This is a genomic window from Streptomyces venezuelae, from assembly GCF_008642375.1.
Taxonomy (GTDB): Bacteria; Actinomycetota; Actinomycetes; order Streptomycetales; family Streptomycetaceae; genus Streptomyces; species Streptomyces venezuelae_G.
The window spans coordinates 3,005,294-3,027,301 of record NZ_CP029194.1 but is presented as its reverse complement, the minus strand read 5'-3'; the positions used below and the strand labels follow the sequence as shown (position 1 = coordinate 3,027,301).

The 22,008-nt window shown below is 72.1% G+C and carries 25 protein-coding genes; 15 read left to right on the top strand and 10 right to left on the bottom strand.

The window, feature by feature from the left end; translation table 11 throughout:
- Positions 1-164: 164 nt before the first annotated feature.
- Positions 165-1,163: a hypothetical protein gene (locus DEJ46_RS13395; RefSeq protein WP_150266362.1), complete on the bottom strand. Its 999-nt coding sequence runs from the start codon at positions 1,161-1,163 to the stop codon at positions 165-167.
- 29 nt (positions 1,164-1,192) lie between these two features.
- Here DEJ46_RS13395 and dapE point away from each other — a divergent pair, with 29 nt between their 5' ends.
- Both dapE and DEJ46_RS13385 read left to right on the top strand, forming a co-directional pair.
- On the top strand, positions 1,193-2,287 hold the full coding sequence (gene dapE / locus DEJ46_RS13390) for a succinyl-diaminopimelate desuccinylase (RefSeq protein ID WP_150266360.1): 1,095 nt from the start codon (positions 1,193-1,195) through the stop codon (positions 2,285-2,287).
- An 84-nt stretch (positions 2,288-2,371) separates the two neighbouring features.
- Entirely contained in the window at positions 2,372-3,121 is a 750-nt protein-coding gene (locus DEJ46_RS13385) for a TIGR00730 family Rossman fold protein (RefSeq protein ID WP_017239929.1), read from the top strand.
- A 121-nt stretch (positions 3,122-3,242) separates the two neighbouring features.
- Here DEJ46_RS13385 and folP read toward each other — a convergent pair whose 3' ends face one another.
- On the bottom strand, positions 3,243-4,103 hold the full coding sequence (gene folP, locus DEJ46_RS13380) for a dihydropteroate synthase (RefSeq protein ID WP_150266358.1): 861 nt from the start codon (positions 4,101-4,103) through the stop codon (positions 3,243-3,245).
- Positions 4,104-4,205: 102 nt separating this feature from the next.
- On the opposite strand from folP, the gene DEJ46_RS13375 reads away from it, so the two are divergent.
- Both DEJ46_RS13375 and DEJ46_RS13370 read left to right on the top strand, forming a co-directional pair.
- Positions 4,206-4,532, top strand: a complete 327-nt coding sequence (locus DEJ46_RS13375) for a hypothetical protein (protein ID WP_150266357.1) — start codon at positions 4,206-4,208, stop codon at positions 4,530-4,532.
- Complete coding sequence (locus DEJ46_RS13370; protein ID WP_150266355.1) at positions 4,529-5,116, top strand: DNA-3-methyladenine glycosylase I; 588 nt, start codon at positions 4,529-4,531, stop codon at positions 5,114-5,116. The genes DEJ46_RS13375 and DEJ46_RS13370 overlap by 4 nt, the downstream gene beginning before the upstream one ends.
- Before the next feature lie 33 nt (positions 5,117-5,149).
- Here DEJ46_RS13370 and DEJ46_RS13365 read toward each other — a convergent pair whose 3' ends face one another.
- On the bottom strand, positions 5,150-5,953 hold the full coding sequence (locus tag DEJ46_RS13365; RefSeq protein WP_150266353.1) for an enoyl-CoA hydratase/isomerase family protein: 804 nt from the start codon (positions 5,951-5,953) through the stop codon (positions 5,150-5,152).
- A 312-nt stretch (positions 5,954-6,265) separates the two neighbouring features.
- Here DEJ46_RS13365 and DEJ46_RS13360 point away from each other — a divergent pair, with 312 nt between their 5' ends.
- Positions 6,266-6,433 carry a DUF3117 domain-containing protein gene (locus DEJ46_RS13360; RefSeq protein WP_017239934.1) on the top strand — a complete coding sequence of 56 codons (168 nt, stop codon included), beginning with the start codon at positions 6,266-6,268 and terminating at the stop codon, positions 6,431-6,433.
- Positions 6,434-6,525: 92 nt separating this feature from the next.
- Here the strand turns inward: DEJ46_RS13360 and DEJ46_RS13355 are convergent, their stop codons facing one another.
- Positions 6,526-7,191 (bottom strand): O-methyltransferase, encoded by a 666-nt coding sequence (locus DEJ46_RS13355; RefSeq protein ID WP_150266352.1) that lies wholly within the window; start codon positions 7,189-7,191, stop codon positions 6,526-6,528.
- 142 nt (positions 7,192-7,333) lie between these two features.
- On the opposite strand from DEJ46_RS13355, the gene sigE reads away from it, so the two are divergent.
- The 5 genes from sigE (at position 7,334) to DEJ46_RS13330 (ending at position 12,104) form a co-directional block, all read left to right on the top strand.
- Positions 7,334-8,092: an RNA polymerase sigma factor SigE gene (sigE, locus tag DEJ46_RS13350; protein WP_150266350.1), complete on the top strand. Its 759-nt coding sequence runs from the start codon at positions 7,334-7,336 to the stop codon at positions 8,090-8,092.
- 29 nt (positions 8,093-8,121) lie between these two features.
- Positions 8,122-8,985 (top strand): anti-sigma factor family protein, encoded by an 864-nt coding sequence (locus tag DEJ46_RS13345; RefSeq protein ID WP_411757748.1) that lies wholly within the window; start codon positions 8,122-8,124, stop codon positions 8,983-8,985.
- Positions 8,986-9,062: 77 nt separating this feature from the next.
- Positions 9,063-10,838 carry a trypsin-like peptidase domain-containing protein gene (locus DEJ46_RS13340; RefSeq protein ID WP_150266346.1) on the top strand — a complete coding sequence of 592 codons (1,776 nt, stop codon included), beginning with the start codon at positions 9,063-9,065 and terminating at the stop codon, positions 10,836-10,838.
- A 91-nt stretch (positions 10,839-10,929) separates the two neighbouring features.
- A complete protein-coding gene (locus DEJ46_RS13335; protein WP_150266344.1) occupies positions 10,930-11,403 on the top strand; it encodes a sec-independent translocase in 474 nt (157 codons plus the stop codon).
- Between the two features lie 74 nt (positions 11,404-11,477).
- Positions 11,478-12,104 carry a hypothetical protein gene (locus DEJ46_RS13330; RefSeq protein ID WP_150266342.1) on the top strand — a complete coding sequence of 209 codons (627 nt, stop codon included), beginning with the start codon at positions 11,478-11,480 and terminating at the stop codon, positions 12,102-12,104.
- Positions 12,105-12,227: 123 nt separating this feature from the next.
- Here DEJ46_RS13330 and DEJ46_RS13325 read toward each other — a convergent pair whose 3' ends face one another.
- From DEJ46_RS13325 to DEJ46_RS13315, 3 genes are read right to left on the bottom strand one after another with little or no spacing between them, the layout of a single operon-like run.
- Positions 12,228-13,361: an Mrp/NBP35 family ATP-binding protein gene (locus DEJ46_RS13325; protein ID WP_055641473.1), complete on the bottom strand. Its 1,134-nt coding sequence runs from the start codon at positions 13,359-13,361 to the stop codon at positions 12,228-12,230.
- A gap of 44 nt (positions 13,362-13,405) precedes the next feature.
- A complete protein-coding gene (locus tag DEJ46_RS13320; protein WP_150266341.1) occupies positions 13,406-13,975 on the bottom strand; it encodes a DUF1003 domain-containing protein in 570 nt (189 codons plus the stop codon).
- Positions 13,965-15,248: a magnesium transporter MgtE N-terminal domain-containing protein gene (locus tag DEJ46_RS13315; protein ID WP_150266339.1), complete on the bottom strand. Its 1,284-nt coding sequence runs from the start codon at positions 15,246-15,248 to the stop codon at positions 13,965-13,967. Before DEJ46_RS13315 ends, DEJ46_RS13320 begins: the two co-directional genes overlap by 11 nt.
- A 296-nt stretch (positions 15,249-15,544) precedes the next feature.
- On the opposite strand from DEJ46_RS13315, the gene DEJ46_RS13310 reads away from it, so the two are divergent.
- Positions 15,545-16,306 (top strand): hypothetical protein, encoded by a 762-nt coding sequence (locus DEJ46_RS13310; protein WP_150266337.1) that lies wholly within the window; start codon positions 15,545-15,547, stop codon positions 16,304-16,306.
- A 16-nt stretch (positions 16,307-16,322) separates the two neighbouring features.
- Here the strand turns inward: DEJ46_RS13310 and DEJ46_RS39115 are convergent, their stop codons facing one another.
- The gene (locus DEJ46_RS39115; protein ID WP_190622617.1) at positions 16,323-16,829 is read right to left on the bottom strand and encodes a hypothetical protein; all 507 of its coding nucleotides are present in this window, start codon (positions 16,827-16,829) and stop codon (positions 16,323-16,325) included.
- A gap of 52 nt (positions 16,830-16,881) precedes the next feature.
- Positions 16,882-18,009 (bottom strand): magnesium and cobalt transport protein CorA, encoded by a 1,128-nt coding sequence (locus DEJ46_RS13300; protein ID WP_150266335.1) that lies wholly within the window; start codon positions 18,007-18,009, stop codon positions 16,882-16,884.
- Positions 18,010-18,437: 428 nt separating this feature from the next.
- Between DEJ46_RS13300 and DEJ46_RS13290 the strand changes: the two genes are divergently transcribed.
- The 4 genes from DEJ46_RS13290 to DEJ46_RS13275 all read left to right on the top strand — a co-directional run bounded on the left by DEJ46_RS13290 (position 18,438) and on the right by DEJ46_RS13275 (position 21,736).
- On the top strand, positions 18,438-19,022 hold the full coding sequence (locus DEJ46_RS13290; protein ID WP_150266333.1) for a suppressor of fused domain protein: 585 nt from the start codon (positions 18,438-18,440) through the stop codon (positions 19,020-19,022).
- 109 nt (positions 19,023-19,131) lie between these two features.
- Entirely contained in the window at positions 19,132-19,770 is a 639-nt protein-coding gene (locus DEJ46_RS13285) for a DUF6758 family protein (protein WP_150266331.1), read from the top strand.
- Positions 19,771-19,866: 96 nt separating this feature from the next.
- Positions 19,867-20,730 carry a PHP domain-containing protein gene (locus tag DEJ46_RS13280; protein WP_150266330.1) on the top strand — a complete coding sequence of 288 codons (864 nt, stop codon included), beginning with the start codon at positions 19,867-19,869 and terminating at the stop codon, positions 20,728-20,730.
- Positions 20,731-21,130: 400 nt separating this feature from the next.
- Entirely contained in the window at positions 21,131-21,736 is a 606-nt protein-coding gene (locus tag DEJ46_RS13275; RefSeq protein ID WP_150266328.1) for a MarC family protein, read from the top strand.
- Positions 21,737-21,824: 88 nt separating this feature from the next.
- Here DEJ46_RS13275 and DEJ46_RS13270 read toward each other — a convergent pair whose 3' ends face one another.
- The gene (locus DEJ46_RS13270) at positions 21,825-21,977 is read right to left on the bottom strand and encodes a hypothetical protein (RefSeq protein ID WP_099054331.1); all 153 of its coding nucleotides are present in this window, start codon (positions 21,975-21,977) and stop codon (positions 21,825-21,827) included.
- Positions 21,978-22,008 lie beyond the last annotated feature (31 nt).

Genomic DNA, 22,008 nt, shown 5'->3' with positions numbered 1-22,008 from the left:
GCGTCATTGCGAGAACGTCTGGTGAACCGTCACTTCCCTTGCGTGACAAGGGAGTTGGGGTGTCCATGAAGGGTGAGGAAAAACCCGCTCGAAGTGCGCGCGAATTTCCCGGGATTTCTTCCGGGTGCATGCCACGGGCGGGTGAACGACCGTACGCGTGATCGCTACCGTGCGAGCCGGATGCGGACCGATTCCGCCTCCGGGGCCGTGCCGGAGCCGGCATCGGAAGCCGCGCCGGCCGAGGTCGCGGAGGACTTCTCCCAGCCGCCGGACGGTTCGCTCGCGCGCCAGACCCGGCCCCCGTACGAGACCTCCGTGACGCGCAGCTCGTCCGCCCGCGCCACGGCCCACTGCGCCAGCTCCCAGCCGCGCCGCTCGTCCGCACCGGCCACGGGCGCCGTGCCCGTGTCCGCGGTCGCCCGGACCGGCACCACGAGCACCGGCGGCTCCGAGGCCGACCGGCCCGCGCTCGACCCGCCGGTGACCGCCTTGGGCGCCGCCGTCTTGCCGAAGGCCCGCACCAGCTCCTTGCGCACCTTCTCCGGATCGCCGGGCGGGCCCTCCAGATCGCTCGCCGTACAGGTCAGCGCGGCCGGCGACCGCCCGGTCAGCGCCGCCGAGAGCAGCGTCGCGTCCGGCTCGTGCTTCGCGTACGCCGTCGGGAAACCGCTCTTCTGCACCTTCTGCGCCGCCACCGTCAGCGGCAGCCTCGAGTACCCCGGAACCTTCTCCAGACCCTCGTAGAACTTCCCCGCCGAGTACACCGGGTCCATGATCTGCGCCGGAGTCCCCCAGCCCATCGAGGGCCGCTGCTGGAACAGACCGAGCGAGTCACGGTCGCCGTGCTCGATGTTCCGCAGCGCCGACTCCTGGAGCGCCGTCGCGAGCGCGATCGTCACCGCGCGCTCGGGGAGCCCCCGGGCGGTGCCGACCGCCGAGATCGTCGCCGCGTTCGACGCCTGGTCCGGCGTGAACTCGTACCGGTTCTCGCCACTGCCGACACTGCACCGCGGCGTGCCCCGGCTGCCTGTCACCTGGTGGAAGGCCACGTACGAGGCCAGGCCGAGGAGCGCGGCGAAGGCGGCCGCGGAGCGGGCGAGACGGCCGCGGCGGGCGGGGCGGCCGCGACGGACGGGGCGGGTGGGCTCGGACACGGGGCCCACCGTACTGGAGGCCGGGTTAGGGTCGGCACATGGCTGACATCACTCCGTACGAGACCCGGCTGGACCTCTCCCAGGACGGTGCCGCGCTCACCGCCACCCTCGTCGACTTCCCGTCCGTCAGCGGGACGGAGCAGCCGCTCGCGGACGCCGTCGAGCAGGCCCTGCGCGCCCTGCCGCACCTCACCGTCGACCGCTACGGCAACAACGTCGTCGCCCGTACGCACCTCGGCCGCGGCGAGCGGGTCGTCCTCGCCGGCCACATCGACACCGTGCCGATCGCCGACAACCTCCCGTCGCGGCTCGACGAGAACGGTGTCCTGTGGGGCTGCGGCACGACGGACATGAAGTCCGGCGTCGCCGTCCAGCTCCGCATCGCCGCGACGGTGCCCGAGCCCAACCGCGACCTCACCTTCGTCTTCTACGACAACGAAGAGGTCGCCGCCGACCTCAACGGCCTCGGCAAGATCGCCGCCGCCCACCCCGACTGGCTGGAGGGCGACTTCGCCGTCCTCCTGGAGCCCTCCGACAACCAGATCGAGGGCGGCTGCCAGGGCACCCTGCGGGTCATCCTGCACACGGCCGGGGAGCGGGCCCACTCCGCGCGCTCCTGGATGGGCTCCAACGCCATCCACTCCGCCGCCCCGATCCTCGCCCGCCTCGCCGCCTACGAGCCGCGCAAGCCGGTCATCGACGGCCTGGAGTACCACGAGGGCCTCAACGCGGTCGCGATCCAGGGCGGCGTCGCCACCAACGTCATCCCCGACGCCTGCACCGTCACGGTCAACTACCGCTACGCCCCCGACCGCTCCCCGGCCGAGGCCCTGGCGCACGTGCGCGAGGTCTTCGCCGACTGCGACATCGCCGAGTTCGTCGTCGACGACGAGAGCCCCGGCGCCCTGCCCGGCCTCTCCCACCCGGCGGCCGAGGCCTTCATGAAGGCCGTCGGCGGCAGCGCGCACCCCAAGTTCGGCTGGACCGACGTGTCCCGCTTCAGCGCCCTCGGCGTGCCGGCCGTCAACTACGGCCCCGGCGATGCCTTCTACGCGCACAAGCGCGACGAGCACGTCGTCGTCGACAAGATCCACCACTGCGAGGCGCGTCTCCGCGACTGGCTGACTGCCTGACTTCCGTAATTTCGCGTTTCGTCACCTGTGTCGTCCTACTCTGACCGGACCAGAAGATCAGTGGATCGGCGGAGGGAGCAGGCCATGGGCATTCCCGAGGGAATGGCGAAGCCCGAGGAACAGCGTCTGGGGCCGGTGCTGAGGCGCAGGGACCAGGTCCAGCCGGGCACCACGGACCAGCGGCTGCTCGACACCGAGGGCGACTCGGAGTGGGTGCACACGGACCCCTGGAGGGTCATGCGCATCCAGTCCGAGTTCGTCGAGGGCTTCGGAGCCCTCGCCGAACTGCCGAGCGCGATCAGCGTCTTCGGCTCGGCCCGCACGAAGCCGGACTCGCCCGAGTACGAGGCGGGAGTCCGGATCGGCCGGGCGCTCGTGGAGGCCGGCTTCGCGGTCATCACGGGCGGCGGCCCGGGCGCGATGGAAGCGGCCAACAAGGGCGCCAGGGAGGCCAAGGGCGTCTCCGTGGGCCTCGGGATCGAGCTCCCCTTCGAGCAGGGGCTCAACCAGCACGTCGACATCGGCGTGAACTTCCGCTACTTCTTCGTCCGCAAGACGATGTTCGTGAAGTACGCGCAGGGCTTCGTCGTCCTGCCCGGCGGACTCGGCACCCTCGACGAGCTCTTCGAGGCGCTCACCCTGGTCCAGACCCGCAAGGTCACCCGCTTCCCGATCGTCCTCTTCGGCACTGAGTACTGGAAGGGACTCGTCGACTGGCTCCGCGACTCGGTCGTCGCGGGCGGCAAGGCGAGCGAACGAGACCTCCTCCTCTTCCACGTCACGGACGACGTGGAAGAGGCGGTGGCCCTCGTGACCAAGGAGACGGGTAAGTAGGAGAAACCAGCCCGTCCGGCGTTTGAGGACCGGGGTCCGGGGCAGAGCCCCGGTTTCGGGAAGGGGCGGGGTGGGGGAGCGACCACCGCGGGGGCCCCCACCCCCTCCCGCACCGGCCCGACTACGCCAGCCCGCGCCGGGCCACGGCGGGCGGCCGGTGCCCCGCGATGGACGCCACCATGTCGAGCACCTGACGGGTCTCCGCGACCTCGTGCACCCGGTACACCTGCGCCCCGAGCCACGCGGACACGGCGGTCGTCGCCAGCGTCCCGAGCACCCGCTCCTTCACCGGGCGGTCCAGCGTCTCCCCGACGAAGTCCTTGTTCGACAGGGACACCAGCACCGGCCACCCCGTCTCCGCCATCTCCCCGAGCCGCCGCGTCGCCTCCAGGCTGTGCCGGGTGTTCTTCCCGAAGTCGTGCCCCGGGTCGATCATGATCGCGTCGCGCCGGACGCCCAGCGCCGCCGCACGCTCCGCGAGCCCGACCGTGACGCGCAGGATGTCGGCCATCACGTCCTCGTACTCGACCCGGTGCGGCCGCGTCCGCGGCTCCGCGCCGCCCGCGTGCGTGCAGACGAGCCCCGCGCCGTACTTCGCGGCCACCTCCGCGAGCCCGGGGTCGACCCCGCCCCACGCGTCGTTCAGGACGTCCGCCCCGGCCTCGCAGACCGCCGCGCCGACATCCGCCCGCCAGGTGTCCACGCTGATCACCACGTCGGGGTGGCGCCTGCGGACCTCGGCCACGAAACCGACCGTCCGCCGGGCCTCCTCCTCGGCCGTGACCTCCTCGCCGGGGCCCGCCTTCACCCCGCCGATGTCGATGATCGCCGCGCCCTCGGCCACGGCCTGCTCCACGCGGGCGAGCGCCGGCTCGTCGCGGAAGGTGGCGCCCTGGTCGTAGAAAGAATCCGGGGTCCGGTTCACGATCGCCATGATCACCGGCTCGTGCGGCCCGAATTCACGCCGTCCCAAGCGCAGCATCCCTTTTGTCCTCCCTCGCGTACGTTCGCTGCGACCCTAACCGTCAGTGGCGCATGGCACGATCGGCACGGGACGAATTCCACTCCGGGAAGAGGCGCGCAGGTGTTCTGGTTTCTGCTCATCACGATGGTCGTGGTCGTGGCCGCGGTGACTCTGGCGGTGGTCGGCGGAGGCGACAGCGAGGTGCTGCCGGAGGTGGCGCCCGAGCAGCTCGTCGACCCCCTCCCGGTGGCCCGCCCGGTCGACCGCGCCGACGTCGAGGCGCTCCGCCTCCCCGTCGCGGTCCGCGGCTACCGGATGGCGGACGTGGACGACGTCCTGGTCCGCCTCGGCGCCGAGCTCGCCGAGCGGGACGCGCGGATCGCCGAGCTGGAGGGCGCGCTCGCGGGCGCCGCCGGCGGCGGTGACGGAGAGGACGACCACTCATGACGGAGGGCGGGGCCGTCCCCGGCCCGGACGGGCGACCGCGCTGCCCCTGGGGCCTGTCGACCGAGGACTACGTGGCGTACCACGACGAGGAGTGGGGCCGCCCGGTCCACGGCGACGACGAGCTCTTCGAGCGGCTCTGCCTGGAGGCCTTCCAGTCCGGCCTGTCCTGGATCACGATCCTGCGCCGCCGCGAGGGCTTCCGGCGCGCCTTCGACGGCTTCCGCATCGCCTCCGTCGCCGGCTTCGGCGAGTCCGACCGGGAGCGGCTCCTCGCCGACGAGGGAATCATCCGCAACCGCGCCAAGGTCGACGCGACCCTGGCCAACGCCAAGCTGCTCGCCACATGGTCCCCGGGCGAGCTCGACGCCCTGATCTGGTCGTACGCCCCCGACCCGGCGGGCCGCCCCGCCCCGCGCTCGGTCTCCGAGGTCCCGGCGGTCACGGACGAGTCCACGGCCCTCGCCAAGGCCCTCAAGAAGCGCGGCATCCGCTTCGTCGGCCCCACCACGGCCTACGCCCTGATGCAGGCCTGCGGCCTCGTCGACGACCACGTGGAAGGGTGCGTGGCCCGGGGCGGCAAGTAGCCCCCGGGCCAGGCGGGACTTTCCGGACACCCTTTAGCGGCCCAGGTACTTCGGCTTCTCCTTGGCGATGAAGGCGCTGACCGCGATCGTGTGGTCCTCCGAGGCGCCCGCGAGGGACTGGAGCTCGTCCTCCTTCTCCAGGGACTCGGCGAGGGAGTGGTCCGCGCCGTAGGCCAGGGACTCCTTGAGCGCCGCGTACGCCACCGTCGGGCCCTCCGCGAGCTTGCGGGCCACCTTCGCGGCCTCGGCGGCGAGGTCGGCGGCCGGGACCAGGCGGTTCGCGATGCCGAGCTCGTACGCCTCCTGGGCGGTGATCGAGCGCGGGAAGAGCAGCAGGTCCGACGCCCGGCTCGCGCCGATCAGCCGGGGCAGCGTCCAGGACATGCCCGAGTCCGAGGTGAGCGCGACGCCCGCGAAGGACGTGTTGAAGGCGGCCGTGTCCGCGACGACCCGGTAGTCCGCCGCGAGCGCGAAGCCGAAGCCGGCACCCGCCGCGACGCCGTTCACGCCCGCCACGACCGGCTTCCGCATGCCGGTGAGGGCCCTGACGATCGGGTTGTAGTGGTCGCGGACCGTGTTCATGGTCTCGCGCGTGCCGGACTCCCGGTCCGCCATGAGCAGCCCGACGTGCTCCTTGAGGTCCTGGCCGACGCAGAACGCCCGGTCGCCCGCCGCCGTGAGCAGGACGGCCCGTACGGCGGTGTCCGCCGCGGCCGTTTCCGCGGCGTCCCGGAGAGCGACCTTCGCCGTCACGTTCATCGCGTTCATGGCCTCGGGCCGGTTGAGCGTGATGGTGGCGAGCCCGTCGCTCACCTCGTACAGCACCGTGTCGGCCATGGGGTTCCCTTCGCCTCTTTGCGTGGTTGACGTGCCCAGCATGGCGGAGATCACCGGCACCGCACATGTGAGCTGCGTCAAAGAAATCCGGCCGTCGCTACGATCCGAAGCGGCGCAGTATCGCAGCCGGATCCCCGAAATGTGGGGTTTTGAGAGAGCGCGTTGCGCAAGCGATGCAGATCGATGTTGGTCATCGGGTCCTGCGATGCGGGATAATGACCTGGAAGCAATGTGTTCGAAGCCGGTGAAGCGTGCTCCGCATCAAAGAGCTGCCCGGCTGACGATGAGCTGGTTTCAGGAAGGGGAACAAGCATGGCGGCCATGAAGCCGCGGACGGGTGACGGCCCGCTCGAGGTGACCAAGGAGGGGCGGGGCATCGTCATGCGCGTTCCGCTCGAAGGCGGCGGTCGGCTTGTCGTCGAGCTGACCCCGGGTGAGGCCGAGGCGCTGGGCGACGCCCTGAAGAAGGTCGTCGGCTGACCTGACCCTCGATGATTCCTCGCCACTGCCCCGGACGGTCCCGACCGTGCCGGGGCAGCGGTGTGTCCGGGGCGGGGGAGGAGGAGCGGCCGTCAGCCTCGGCGCACGGCGCAGAGCAGGCCGTCGCCCACCGGCAGCAGCGAGGGCAGCAGCTCCTGGCTCTCCCGCACCGCGCGCAGCAGCTCGCGGACCCGCAGGACCTCCGCCGGCTGGGCCGCCGAGTCGACCGTCCGGCCGTCCGCGAAGACGCCCTCGAAGCAGACCAGACCCCCAGGTCGCAGCAGGCGCAACGATTCAGCGAGGTAGTCCAGGTACTCCAGACGGTCGCCGTCGCAGAAGACGAGGTCGTATCCGCCGTCCGCGAGCCGCGGGAGGACGTCGAGGGCGCGGCCGGGGATGAACCGGGCCCGGTTGCCGGCGAAGCCCGCCGCACGGAACGCCGTCTTCGCGAGCTGCTGGCGCTCGGGCTGGAGGTCCACCGTCGTCAGGACGCCGTCCGGCCGCATCCCCAGCAGCAGGTAGATGCCCGACACGCCCGTGCCGGTACCGATCTCCGCCACCGCCTTGGCGTCCGCCGTCGCCGCGAGCAGGCGCAGCGCGCCACCGGTGCCGGGCGACACCGAGGGCAGCCCTGCCTCCCGGGCCCGGTCCCGGGCCCAGCGCAGAGCTTCGTCCTCGGCGACGAAGGCGTCGGCGAACGACCAGCCCGTCTGCCGGTTGGCGGTAATGGCCCTCTCCTGTCCCCGTAGTTGACGCAACGGTGACTGTATCCGCTGTCAGCGGGAACCCGCAGATGGGACCGCGCGTTCACCAGGGGCGGGACGCGACCTGCGGCAGCCGGGCGAGCGGGTTCCAAATTCGCGTAAAGATTCTTATCCGGAGCTAACGGGCGAGGTGGCTATGGTAGGGGCTCCACTGGACACCACCAGAGCCGACAGGGGAGGTGCGGCTGCGCCTGTGGATCGGGGAGGAGTGCTTCGGCGTCTTCTCAGGTCGGCGGGTGAGCCGAAATCCGTGACCGACACCGCTGACCGAAGCCGCTCCACCGACTCCGCTCCCACCACCGCGACCTTCGCATCGGATGCGGAATCGCAGGCGTGGACTCCGCCCACCTGGGAGGAGATCGTCAGCACGCACAGTGGCCGGGTCTACCGCCTCGCCTACCGCCTCACCGGCAACCAGCACGACGCAGAGGACCTCACCCAGGAGGTCTTCGTCCGCGTCTTCCGCTCGCTGTCGACGTACACGCCGGGCACCTTCGAGGGCTGGCTCCACCGCATCACCACCAATCTCTTCCTCGACATGGTCCGCCGCAAGCAGCGCATCCGTTTCGACGCGCTCGCCGACGACGCCGCCGAGCGGCTCCCCAGCCGTGAGCCGTCGCCGCAGCAGGTGTTCAACGACACCCACTTCGACGCCGACGTGCAGCAGGCCCTCGACACGCTCGCGCCCGAGTTCCGCGCCGCGGTCGTCCTCTGCGACATCGAAGGACTGTCGTACGAGGAGATCGCCGCGACCCTCGGCGTGAAGCTCGGCACCGTCCGCAGCCGGATCCACCGCGGGCGCTCCCATCTGCGCAAGGCGCTCAAGCACCGCTCGCCCGAGGCCCGGGCGGAGCGTGCGTTCGCCTCCGTGGGCTGGGAGGCGGGGACAGCGTGAGCAGCACCCGACCCTCGTCGCGGCCCCCCGTGGAACACCACCTCGGGGACCGGCTCGCGGCACTCGTCGACGGCGAGCTCGGCCACGACGCCCGCGAGCGCGTGCTCGCGCACCTCGTGACCTGTGCGCGCTGCAAGGCCGAGGCCGACGCGCAGCGCACCGTGAAGAGCGTCTTCGCCTCCGCGGCGCCCCCGCCGCCCTCTGAGGGCTTCCTCGCCAGGCTCCAGGGGCTCCCCGGGGGGCCAGGTGAGCCTTCGGGCGGCTCCGGCGGGCCCGGAGCGCCGCGAGGGCCCCTCGAAGAGCTTCTCGGCGCGGCGGCGCTGAAGTCCGACGGCTTCGCCACCGCGGCGGTCGTCACCCCGAGCTCCCCGCACACCGGCACCGGCTTCCGCATCCACGACGTCGGCGACCGCACCTCCGGCACGTCCGGGCGCGGCCGGCGTTTCGCCTTCGTGGCGGCGAGCGCGGTCTCGTTCGCTGCGATCGCCCTCGGCGGCACGATGCCGGTCGAGACCTCGGTCAGCGCGAGCGGACGCGGCGGCCAGGGCACGGGCAGCGCGGTCACCCCGCTGCGCGCCACGGCCACGGGCGGCGCCGCCGGCACCACCGGCGCCACACGCGGTACGCGCTCCGGGGAGCGTTCGGGCGCCCAGTCCGTCGCCGAGGAGCCGCTGACGCCGTCGAAGCCGCTCGCGGCCCGTACCGGCACCCCCGCCGACCGGGCTCCCGCAGGGCCGCTGGTGGCGGTGCGCCTCCAGAACCAGGCCATGCAGTCGTTCTTCGCGCTCTCGCCGTTCATACGACCGACGGGCCCGGCCCTCGATCTGGCGGTCGCCCCCGGTCCCAGCCCGGCGGCGAGCCCGACGAACGCACCGCTCGGCTCCCACCGCTGACCCGCGACCTGGTTGAATCCAGGGACAGGGGCGCCCGAGCCAGGGGCGCGGACGGGTCAGCGGGTTGCGGGGAGAGCATGAACGACGGGAAGCCGAACTGGTGGAGCCGGCCTTCGACGACACCGGAGGCGGCGCGGATACCCTCGCCGCCTCCGGCCGACAGAGGTGACGACGGCGACGGTGACTTCCCCCTGCCCGCGCCCCAGCCGCAGGCCGAGGCCGACGTCGTGGCCGAAGCCGATGCCGGCACCGGCACCGCGGAGATGTCCGACGCGCCCCGCCCGGAGACGCCGGAGCCGGAGACCGTGACCGCCCCCGGGCCCGCGCCGACCGTCCTGCTGACGAAGGACGAGCCGGCCGCCGCGCCCGCCACCGAGGCTCCCGTTTCCGAAGCTCCCGTGGGCGACGTGCCCCCGGCCGCCGCCCCGGAAGCGGTCGCGCAGCCCGCCCCCCAGCCCCTGCACGCGCCCGACGAGTACCGGACGCCGCCCTACGGCGAGCCCGGCCCGTGGGCGCCCGCACCGCCCGTGCAGCACCCGGCGGCCTCCGTGCCGCCCCAGGCCCCCGTACCGCCGCAGGCCCAGCCGCAGGGCCCCGTGCCCCCGGTAGCCCCGCAGCAGGCCGCCGTGCCCCCCGTACCGCCGCAGCACGGCGGGACCGCCCCGTGGATGCAGTACGACCCCTGGGGCGGGGCCGTCGGTGGCGTCGGGCTCGCTCCGGCGCCCGTGAAGAAGAAGTCCCGGAAGGGCCTCGCGCTCGCCGGAGCCCTGGTCTTCGCCCTCGTCACCGGCGTCATCGGCGGCGGCATCGGCGCCTACGTCGAGCGGAACGGCGGGCTCACCACGGTCGAGCTGCCCCAGGCCGACGGCGGGGACACCGACCGCGCCCCCGAGAGCGTGGCCGGGATCGCCGCCGCAGCGCTGCCCGGCGTCGTCACCCTGCACGTCAGCGGCGGCGGCTCCTCCGGCACCGGCACCGGCTTCGTCCTGGACACCAAGGGCCACATCCTCACCAACAACCACGTGGTCGACGCGGCCGAGTCCTCCGGGGACATCACCGTGACCTTCTCCAGCGGTGAGACCGCCGACGCCAAGATCGTCGGCAAGGACACCGGCTACGACCTCGCCGTCGTCCAGGTCACCGGCGTCTCCGGCCTCAAGGCGCTGCCCCTCGGCAACTCCGAGAACGTCCGCGTCGGCGACCCCGTCGTCGCCATCGGCGCCCCCTTCGACCTCTCCAACACCGTGACCTCCGGGATCATCAGCGCCAAGGAGCGCCCGATCACCGCCGGCGGCGAGAAGGGCGACGGCACCGACATCAGCTACGTCGACGCCCTCCAGACCGACGCCCCCATCAACCCCGGCAACTCGGGCGGCCCGCTGCTCGACTCCAAGGGCCGGGTCATCGGCATCAACAGCGCGATCCGGGCAGCCGGCGGCTCCGGTGACGGCGACGGCGGCAGCGCCGGCCAGGCCGGCTCGATCGGCCTCGGCTTCGCCATACCGATCAACCAGGGCAAGCGCGTCGCCGAGGAGCTCATCAACACCGGCAAGGCCACGCACCCCGTCATCGGTGTGAGCCTCGACATGCAGTTCAACGGTGACGGCGCCCGCGTCGGCGAGAAGGGCAAGGACGGCGCCGCCTCCGTCACCCCCGGCGGCCCGGCCGCCCTGGCGGGTCTCCGTCCCGGCGACGTCATCACCAAGGTCGACGGCCAGCGCGTGCACAACGGCGAGGAGCTGATCGTGAAGATCCGCGCCCATCGCCCCGGCGACAAACTGCGGCTCACCCTCACCCGTGACGGCAAAGAGCTGACAAAGACGCTGACACTTGGTTCGTCGCAGGGCACCTGAGTGCCACACGGCGGACACCGGGAGGTACCCGTCCGACAGTTTGGGCGGGTACCGTGGACCGGGCCCTGGACCGGCGTGAAGGAGCTACTAGGTGTTCAGCGACATAGGCGCACTCGAGCTGGTGGCCCTCGTGGTCCTCGCCGTGCTCGTCTTCGGGCCTGACAAGCTCCCGAAGGTCATCCAGGACGTCTCGCGTTTCATCCGGAAGGTACGTGACTTCTCGGACAGCGCGAAGGAGGACATCCGCAGCGAGCTGGGGCCGGAGTTCAAGGACTTCGAGTTCGAGGACCTCAACCCGAAGACGTTCCTCCGCAAGCAGCTGGAGGGGAACGAGGACCTCAAGGAGCTCAGGGAGCTGCGCGGCTCGTTCGACCTCAAGAAGGAGATGAACGACGTCGCCGACGCGGTCCACGGCCGCGAGGCCGCGCCCGCCGCGGTTGGGGGCACCTCCCGTGCCGAAGGCCACGGGGGAGGTTCGACGGCCGCCGGCACCCCGGACCTCCTCAAGAAGCAGGACAAGCCGGACGCCGGAGAGCGTCCGCCGTACGACTCCGACGCGACCTGACGACGGGCTGTCACCGACCCGACGCGTCCCGGTGGCTATCCTCCCTCTGTTGACGTTACGAGGAGGCGGCCGAGTTGGAGACCACGAGTCGGGTGGAGGGCGTGCCGACGGCGCGGCGTACCCCCGAGGGATATCTGCGGGCACCCTTCGCCTGGTACGGCCTCGACGAGGCGTTCACCGGGCCGCGCTGGCTGATGCAGGTCGGTACGGCGGCGGACGGCAGTGTGCAGCACGGGTCGACCGGGCACGGTGACACGCCGTCCATAAAGTCGGACGCGACCGCCGCGGAGAAGGAGCGGTTCGCGGTCGTCGTGACCGTGGCCGCGAGCCCCGTCCGGCGGACGGGGGACGGGACGGGCGTCCTCGACGCCACCACGGTCTCCTCGGCCGCCTGGCTGGCCGGCTCGGGGCTCCTGCTCCACACCTGGCCCGCCTCGCTCGACCACGGGCTGCGCGACAACTGGCTGGACCAGCAGACGGAGACGGCCTTCGAGCTCGCCGACGACCTCGACGGGCCCGCCTGGTCGACGCTGTCGCTGCCGGTGGACGGGGTCCCGATGCCGTTCCACTACCGCGAGTCGGAGTTCGGCTGGGTGCTCGCCGGGTCGGCCGCGGGGGTGCACCTCGGGGCGTACGGGCGGGGGATGAGCGCGTACGGTCTGGGGTTCTCGCAGATCAAGGACCTGGAGGCGTACGCGTAGACGCGGGTACGGAAAGGGCGCCCCTGCCTGGGGGCGCCCTTCACGCTGTGCGGCCACTGCGGGCCGGTGGTGGGGCGTGCCCACCCGTTCCGCCCTGCGGAACGATTGCCCACACCCGGGTGTCTAGAACTTGTTGCGCGGGGTGATGCCCAGGCTCATGCCCGACAGGCCGCGCTGGCGGCCGCCCAGCTTGCCCGCGATGGCGCGCAGGGCCGCGCCCGCCGGGGAGTCCGGGTCGGACAGGACGACGGGCCTGCCCTCGTCGCCGCCCTCGCGCAGCCGCACGTCGATGGGGATCGAGCCGAGCACCGGGACGGTCGCGCCCGTGGTCTGCGTCAGGCCGTCCGCGACACGCTGGCCGCCGCCCGTGCCGAAGACGTCGACCATCTCGTCGCAGTGCGGGCACGGCAGGCCCGCCATGTTCTCGACGACACCGACGATCTTCTGGTGCGTCTGCACGGCGATCGAACCGGCCCGCTCGGCGACCTCCGCGGCGGCCTGCTGCGGGGTCGTCACGACCAGGATCTCCGCGTTCGGCACGAGCTGCGCGACCGAGATCGCGATGTCGCCCGTGCCCGGGGGCAGGTCGAGCAGGAGGACGTCCAGGTCGCCCCAGTACACGTCCGCGAGGAACTGCTGGAGCGCGCGGTGCAGCATCGGGCCGCGCCACACCACCGGGGCGTTGCCCGGGGTGAACATGCCGATGGAGATGACCTTCACGCCGTTCGCCGACGGCGGCATGATCATGTTCTCGACCTGGGTCGGACGGCCGTCCGCGCCCAGCATCCGCGGCACGCTGTGGCCGTAGATGTCGGCGTCGACGACACCGACCTTCAGACCGTCCGCGGCCATCGCCGCGGCGAGGTTCACGGTCACGGAGGACTTGCCGACTCCGCCCTTGCCGGAGGCGACCGCGTACACCCGGGTCAGCGAGCCCGGCTTCGCGAACGGCACCTCGCGCTCCGCACCGGTCCCGCGCAGCGCCGCCGCCAGCTCCTTGCGCTGCTCGTCGCTCATCACGTCGAGCGTGACGTCGACACCGGTGACGCCCTCCACCCGGGAGACGGCCTCGGTCACGCGCTGCGTGATCGTGTCCCGCATCGGGCAGCCGGAGACGGTCAGGTAGACCGTGACGGCGACCTTGCCGTCCGGTTCGATCTCCACCGACTTGACCATGCCGAGCTCAGTGATCGGTTTGTTGATCTCGGGGTCGTTCACCGTCGCCAGTGCTTCGAGCACCGCGTCTTCCATAGCCATACCGACGATGGTACGGCGCCGACCACCGGCCCATGAAAGGGCTGTCAACGGTCGGGTACGTCACTTCCGTGTCCTTCGCCGGACGGGAATAGATCCCGGCGCTCCTCCAGCTCCTTGATCAGGTCCTGGAGCTCCGAGCGGATCCAGTCGCGCGTCGCGACCTCGCCGAGGCCCATGCGGAGCGCCGCGATCTCCCGGGTCAGGTACTCGGTGTCCGCGATCGACCGCTCGTTCTGCTTCCGGTCCTGCTCCAGATTGACCCGGTCCCGGTCGTCCTGCCGGTTCTGGGCGAGCAGGATCAGCGGCGCCGCGTACGAGGCCTGGAGGGACAGGGCGAGCGTCAGGAAGATGAACGGGTACTCGTCGAACCTCAGCGACGGGGGCGCGAAGATGTTCCACCCGATCCAGACGACGACCGTGAGGGTCATCCAGACCAGGAAGCGCCCCGTCCCCAGGAAGCGGGCGATCCGCTCCGACAGCCGGCCGAACGCCTCCGGGTCGTACTCCGGCAGGAGCCTGGCCCGGCGCTCGCGCGGCAGGTCGAGCCGGATGCGTGCGATCGGCCGCTCCCGCTCCCGGTCCCGTTCCCGCTCCTGCCCCCGCTCAGCGGCCATGCGCGGTCCCCTCCTCGTGGAACTCGGTCTCCCGCCAGTCGTCCGGCAGCAGGTGGTCGAGCACGTCGTCTACGGTGACCGCGCCGAGCAGCGAACCGCTCTCGTCCACGACGGGCGCGGCGACCATGTTGTACGCGGCGAGGTAGCTGGTGACGGCGGGCAGCGGGGTGTCCGGGCCCAGCGGCGGCAGATCGCTGTCCACGAGCGAGCTGACCAGCGTGAAGGGCGGGTCCCGCAGCAGCCGCTGGAAGTGCACCGTGCCCAGGTACTTCCCGGTCGGGGTCTCGTCCGGCGGCCGGCACACGTACACCTGCGCGGCGAGCGCAGGCGACAGGTCCTGCTGACGCACCCGGGCCAGCGCGTCCGCGACCGTGGCGTCCGGCCGCAGCACGATCGGCTCGGTCGTCATCAGACCGCCGGCCGTGCGCTCCTCGTACGACAGGAGGCGGCGCACGTCGGCGGCGTCGTCCGGCTGCATCAGGGTGAGGAGCCGCTCCTGGTCCTCCTCCGGCAGCTCGGACAGCAGGTCGGCCGCGTCGTCCGGGTCCATCGCCTCCAGGACGTCGGCGGCCCGTTCCTCCTTCAGCTTGCCGAGGATCTCGATCTGGTCGTCCTCCGGCAGCTCTTCGAGGACGTCGGCGAGCCGGTCGTCGTCGAGAGCCGCGGCCACCTCGGCGCGCCGCTTGGGGGAGAGGTGGTGCAGGGCGTTGGCGAGGTCGGCCGGGCGCAGCTTCTCGAAGGTGGCGACGAGGCTCTCCGCGCCCTGCCCCTCCTCCTCCAGGGAGAAGCCGGTGACGGCCGACCACTCGACGGTCAGCGTCTCGCCCTTGCGGCTCAGCACCCCGCCCTTGCCCTTGCGGACGAAGACCTTGTCGATCTCCCAGTCGCGGCGGGCGGGCAGCTGCTGGATGGCGACGTCGAGGACGGTGACCTCCTCGCCCTCCTGGCCGTCGGCCCCCACGAGCCGGACGCGCCGGTCGAGGAGCTCGCCGAGGACGAGCCGCTCGGTGGGCCGCTGCTCGAAGCGGCGCATGTTGACCACGCCCGTCGTGATGACCTGGCCGGACTCGACGCCGGTGATACGGGTCATCGGGACGAAGACGCGGCGGCGGCTCAGCACCTCCACGACCATGCCGAGCAGCCGGGGCGGCCTGCGGCCGACGCGGAGCATGGCCACCAGGTCGCGGACCCGGCCGACCTGGTCGCCGACGGGGTCGAAGACGGGGACCCCCGCGAGATGGGAGACGAAGATCCGGGGGGCGCCTGCCGCCATGCCACGCGCCTCCTCGGTGCCGCACGATTCGAGTCGTGGCAAGAGCTCTGCCGTTCTCGCGGAGCTTTGCCTGGTTCAGGCTAGCCCGTGCCGTTCCGCCCCGCTTCGGCAAGGACTCCGTACGGCTGCCTGCGGGGCCCGTCACCCGGCCCGGGTACGCTGCGGTCTGCCGTCCCCCCTCCTCGGTCCCGGCACCGGACCCGGCCATTCCGCCGGCCCGGCCCGCGGCCGTCCCAACGGCACCCCGTACGGGCCACGGCCCGGCATGCCCCCCCACGACACGAGAGGCAGCGCAGATGGCTGTTCGTACCCCGTCGTCGCGTATCCGCAGGGTCGTCGCGCCCCTGGCGCTCTGCGCCGGACTGACGGTCGGACTCACCGCCTGCGGCGCCGATCCGGACGAGGGGACCAACGGGGTCGGGAGGCTCTCCGCGCCCGAGATCGAGCAGAAGGCGCAGTCGGCCGCCGATGCGGCGAAGGCCGTACGGCTGTCGGGCACGCTCGTCAGCAAGGGCGGCACCTTCAAGCTCAACATGCGGCTCAAGCAGGACGGCGCCGCCGGCTCGGTGACGACGAAGAACAGCACCTTCGAGCTGCTGCGGATCGGCGACGCGCTCTACCTGAAGGCGGACGCGGACTTCTGGGCGCACGACGACGACAAGGCGACCGAGGAGCCCTCCGAGGCGGACACCGAGGCCGCCGACAAGCTCGACGACATGTACGTGAAGGTGCCGCAGGGCGACCCCTCGTACAAGCAGTTCCGCGGCTTCACCGACATGGACGTGCTCCTCGGCGGGCTGATCGGCCTGCACGGGGAGAAGGTCAAGGGCGACCGCGACCAGATCGGCGGGGTCCGCACGATCAAGGTCAAGGGCGGCGCCGAGGGCGAGGGCGGCACGCTCGACGTGTCCCTGGAGGGCTCCCCGTACCCCCTGCAGTTCGCGCGGGGCGGGGGAGCGGGCGTGGTCGTGCTCTCCGAGTGGAACAAGGACTTCCCGCTCGCGGAACCGTCCAAGGAGGAGACCCTCGACTACGGCAAGCAGCTGCCGCGCACGTAGCCGGTCCCGGGCGGTCCTACTTGCGGCGCTTGCGGAACAGCAGCTTCGGGAGCGCGGCCGGCACCGGCCGGCGGGTCGTGGCCTCCGAGGGCAGCGGTACGGCGGCCAGGGAGCCGTCCGGCAGCTCCGTCGTCGAGGAGCGGGGGTCGAGCCGCACCACGCGGCACTCGCGCGCCCAGCGCCCCGGCATGGCCTCGCCGTCGAGGGCGTTCAGCCGCTTGCCCTTCAGCTCGGCGACCGCGGCGTCCCACTCCTCCGTGCCGGGGGAGAGCTCGCGCACCGAGGCCGTCCAGGCGACGAGCCGCCCGCCCTTGTCCTTGCTGCGGACCGTGACCTCGACCGTCCCGCCGTCCACCAGGCCCGGCAGCGGCTGCTCGCCTGGCCCGTCGCCGACGACGTGCGCGGCGCCGTCGTGCCAGACGTGCCAGAGCGCGCGGGCCGGACCGGTCCCGCGCACCCAGACGAGGCCGGACTTCTTGGTGGCCTCCTCGACGAGGGCGGACCCGAGCAGCTCTTCAGTCATGGCGTGAAGCTTAGGGGTTTCCTGCCGATCAGGCCGGGCTCGCGGGGTGTCCTCACAGCCAGCCGTTGCGCTTGAGCATGCGGTGGATGCTGAAGCAGACCACGATGATGCCGGTGAGCACCATCGGGTAGCCGTACTTCCAGTGCAGCTCCGGCATGTGGTCGAAGTTCATGCCGTAGACGCCGCAGACCGCCGTGGGGACGGCGACGATCGCCGCCCACGAGGTGATCTTGCGCATGTCCTCGTTCTGCGCGACGGTCGCCTGGGCCAGGTTGGCCTGGAGGATCGAGTTGAGGAGCTCGTCGAAGCCGACGACCTGTTCCTGGACGCGGGCGAGGTGGTCGGCGACGTCCCGGAAGTACTTCTGGATGTCGGGGTCGACCAGCCGCATCGGGCGCTCGCTGAGCAGCGTCAGCGGACGCAGGAGCGGTGTGACGGCCCGCTTGAACTCCAGCACCTCACGCTTGAGCTGGTAGATCCGGCCCGTGTCCGTACCGCGGGTGGAGCCTTTGGCGCTCGGCGAGAAGACGTCGATCTCCAGCTGGTCGATGTCCAGCTCGACGGCGTCGGCGACCGCGATGTAGCCGTCGACGACGTGGTCGGCGATGGCGTGCAGGACGGCCGAGGGGCCTTTGGCGAGCAGCTCGGGCTCGCCCTGGAGGCGGTGGCGGAGGTTGCGCAGGGAGCCCTGGCCGCCGTGCCGGACGGTGATGACGAAGTCGGGGCCGGTGAAGCACATGACCTCGCCGGTCTCGACGACCTCGCTGGTCGCCGTGAGCTCGGCGTGCTCGACGTAGTGGATCGTCTTGAAGACGGTGAAGAGGGTGTCGTCGTACCGCTCCAGCTTGGGCCGCTGGTGGGCGTGGACGGCGTCTTCGACGGCGAGCGGGTGCAGCCCGAACTCGGCGGCGATACCGGCGAATTCGGCCTCGGTCGGCTCGTGGAGCCCGATCCAGGTGAAGCCGCCGCTCTTCCTGACCTGGCTCATCGCGCCGCGGGGCGTGAGGCAGTCGCGGTCGTCGACCCGGCGCCCGTCGCGGTAGACGGCGCAGTCCACGACGGCGCTGGAGGCCGAGTGGTCGCGGGTGGGGTCGTACGAGGTGTACGTGGTGGGGGTCTTGCGCAGGGTGTGCCGCAGGCTCGGCCGGACGGCGGCGCGCAGGTCACGGATCATCGACATGGGCATGCTCCTTCACGGAGAGGCCGTCGCGGCGCGATGCGTGGCACAGCCCGGAATGGGGACGTGGAGCTACGTCGTCCACAAAGCGGGCGGCACCGGGGGATCACGGTGACGGCGTTCGCTACAGACAGGCAAAGGCGAAATGCTCTTCCGTCGTGCGAGATGCCGGAGAAGGCAGGTCCGAACGGGACCTGGGGTCACCGGAGGGAGAAGCGCACCGGGCTCGGGTGCGGGGCGGAAGAGCGACTGGTACTGCCCGACCGACTTCGGTCCATCGCAGCCCCACCTCCTCCGGCCGGTCCCCCTTGAGGGATGACGTGTGACGAGTAATCAGGAGTTCGTGACTCCCGACCAGCGGCCAAGACTATCAGCCGACAGAGGGTCAATCCCTGACTTTGCCCGTTCCATACGCGCTTTATGCTCAGGTCATGGGAGAAGTTCTTGCTCTGGTCGAGGCCCGGCTGCGGACGGCGCTCGGCGAACCGGACGCGCGGGCCGCGGTGACGTTCCTCGGCACCGATCGGATCGAGGTGCTCCGCTTCGTCGACGGCGATCTCGTGCGGTACGCGACCCTCGGGATGTCCGCCTCGCCGATGGCCGATCCGACCGCCACCCTCGCCGACCCCGTGAAGGGCCCGCGCGCGGAGCTCGTCCTCACCGTACGGGCCGGCCTCGCCGACACCGACAAGGTGCTGCGCCCGCTCGCCGTGCTCGCCTCCACCCCGCAGGTCGAGGGCGTGGTCGTGGCCCCCGGCGCCTCGCTCGACGTGGGTGAGCCCCTCTGGCCCGGCGCCTCCTTCAGCTCGGTCCTGGTCGCCGGGTCCGGCGGCCTCGTGGAGGACCTGGAGCTGGACGAGCCGCTCGACCCGGTCCGCTTCCTGCCGCTGCTCCCGATGACCCCGAACGAGGCGGCGTGGAAGCGGGTGCACGGGGCGCAGGCGCTGGAGGAGCGCTGGCTGGCCCGGGGCACGGATCTGCGCGATCCGCTGCGGGGGTCCGTGAGCCTGGACTGAGGCCGGGCGGCGCGGCGGGTGAGCGGCGGGTGAACGGCCCGGGCCGGACGGGTGATCGTCCGCGGGCCGTCCTTGACGCGGGGCCCGAGGGGTAGGACCGTTGAGCCCTATGAGGGGCGAACCCAGTTGTCCGAAGTGCGGTGGCAGGGTCAGAGCGCCCGGTCTCTTCGCCGACTCCTGGCAGTGTGACGTGCACGGCTCGGTGCACCCGCTCCAGCCCGTGATCCCACCCAGCGTCGAGGCCCTCGGTGTCGTGGTGGCCCGGTCCCACGTCCCGGTGTGGATGCCGTGGCCCCTGCCCGTCGGCTGGCTCTTCACCGGAGTCACGTACGCGGGCGACGACCGCAGCGGCGGACGCGCGACCGCCGTCGCCTGCTCGGGCCCCGGCCCGCTCGGCGGGATCGGTGAGCTGCTCCTGGTCGCCGAGGAGCTCGGCGTCGGACTCGGCGCGCGGTACGCCGGCATCGACGGCCTCGATCCCGGCTCCGGCATGGCCATCGACAAGCCGCCCCAGGCGAAGGTCCTCGCCGCCGGACGCCCCACCCCGCTGTGGCACGTCACCGGTACCCCGCAGGACCGGGCGGTCTTCGCGGGGGAGGCGCGCGGCCTCTGGCTGTGGGCGATCGTCTGGCCCGAGCAGTCCGGCCTCCTGATGTACGACGAGCTGGTCCTGACGGACCTGCGGGACGCGGGCGCCGAGGTCGAGCTCCTGCCGTGCGGCGCGCTCACCCCGAGGCTGCTGAAGTAACGGGCGACCGGGGGGCCGGATCCGTACAAGGCTGTTCGATTCGCCCGTTATGCTGAAGCGTCCCTCGTCCGTGTCGAGCCCCCGGAGTACCGCGTCGTGCGCATCGATCTGCACACCCACTCCACGGCTTCCGACGGCACGGACTCGCCGGCCGAACTCGTCAGGAACGCGGCCGCCGCCGGGCTCGACGTCGTCGCGCTGACGGACCACGACACCACCCGCGGCCACGCAGAGGCGATCAGCGCACTGCCCGAGGGGCTGACCCTCGTCACCGGCGCCGAACTGTCCTGCCGGCTCGACGGCGTCGGGCTGCACATGCTCGCGTACCTCTTCGACCCGGAGGAGCCCGCGCTCCTCGCCGAGCGTGAGCTCGTCCGGGACGACCGCGTGCCGCGCGCCCGCGCCATGGTCGGCAAGCTCCAGGAGCTCGGCGTCCCCGTCACCTGGGAGCAGGTCGCCCGGATCGCCGGCGACGGCTCCGTCGGCCGCCCGCACGTCGCCGAGGCGCTCGTCGAGCTCGGAGTCGTACGGGACGTGTCCGGGGCCTTCACGCCCGACTGGCTCGCCGACGGCGGCCGGGCCCACGTCGGGAAGCACGAGCTGGACCCCTTCGAGGCGATCCGCCTGGTCAAGGCCGCCGGCGGGGTCACCGTCTTCGCGCACCCGCTCGCCGTCAAGCGCGGCGAGGTCGTGCCGGAGACGGCGATAGCCCGGCTGGCAGACGCCGGACTCGACGGCATCGAGGTCGACCACATGGACCACGACGAGGCGACGCGCGCCCGGCTGCGCGGGCTCGCGAAGGAGCTCGGGCTGCTGGTCACGGGCTCCAGCGACTACCACGGCAGCCGCAAGACCTGTCGCCCCGGCGACTGCACCACCGACCCCGAGATCTACGGCGAGATCATCCGCCGTGCCACAGGGGCCTTCGCGGTCCCCGGCACGGGGGGAGCCGCCGCCTAGCCCCTGGGGGGCCTGAGGGGCCGAGCTCCGAGGCCGGAGGGCTGATGCCCGAGGGCCGCGAGGCCCCACGGCCTTCGCCGGCTGTCCGGAACGGATGGCCACGGAGGTCCGTCCGGTCCGGTCGGGCGGTCCGGTCCGTCCGGTCCGATCCGGTCGTGACGATCCGCACGACCCGCGCCCGCGCCGGCCCCGCCAGGGCGGTGCGGAGTCCCGCGCCCCGACCCGGTCACCGGGCCCCGAGAGGGTCCCGGGCGGCCCCCACCCGTACCCGTTCACGTCACCCCGCGCGGCTCCGCGCCCCGTGGGGGACGTACCCGCGTCGGCCCGCTGACGGAACACCACATTCCGGCAGCGGTGACCCACACCCCACCGTTCGACCTCTCCCGCAAGGCACCCCACCGTGTTCGACGTCGCCGTCTTCGGCTCGCTGTTCCTGACCCTCTTCGTGATCATGGATCCCCCGGGGATCACGCCGATCTTCCTCGCCCTCACCTCCGGCCGGCCGGCCAAGGTCCAGCGCCGCATGGCCTGGCAGGCCGTCGCCGTGGCCTTCGGCGTCATCACCGTCTTCGGCCTGCTCGGGCAGCAGATCCTGGACTACCTGCACGTCTCCGTCCCCGCGCTGATGATCGCGGGTGGTCTGCTCCTGCTGCTCATCGCGCTCGACCTGCTGACCGGCAAGACCGACGAGCCGAAGCAGACCAAGGACGTGAACGTCGCCCTGGTGCCGCTCGGCATGCCGCTGCTCGCCGGGCCGGGTGCGATCGTCTCGGTCATCCTCGCGGTGCAGCACGCCGACAGCGTCGCCTCGCAGGTCTCCGTCTGGGCCGCCATCGTCGCCATGCACGTCGTGCTCTGGCTGACCATGCGCTACTCGCTGGTGATCATCCGGGTCATCAAGGACGGCGGCGTGGTCCTGGTGACCCGTCTCGCCGGCATGATGCTCTCCGCCATCGCGGTGCAGCAGATCATCAACGGCGTCACCCAGGTCGTCCAGGGGGCCTGAGCCGCGGGAGGAACCACTGCGCCCCCGTACGGATTCCGCTGCTGCGGAGTCCGTGCGGGGGCGCGGTGCGTTTGGTGGACCCGGCCTGTTACGAGGCCGAGGTCTCGGCGGGGCGGATCCAGATGCGCTGGCCGATCGCGGCGGCCTGCTGCACGATCCGATTGACGGAGGCGGCGTCCACGACCGTGCTGTCGACGGGCGTGCCGTCGATGTCGTCGAGGCGCAGGATTTCGAAGCGCAAGGGCTTCTCCCTTCGTCTGAGTTGATCCTCC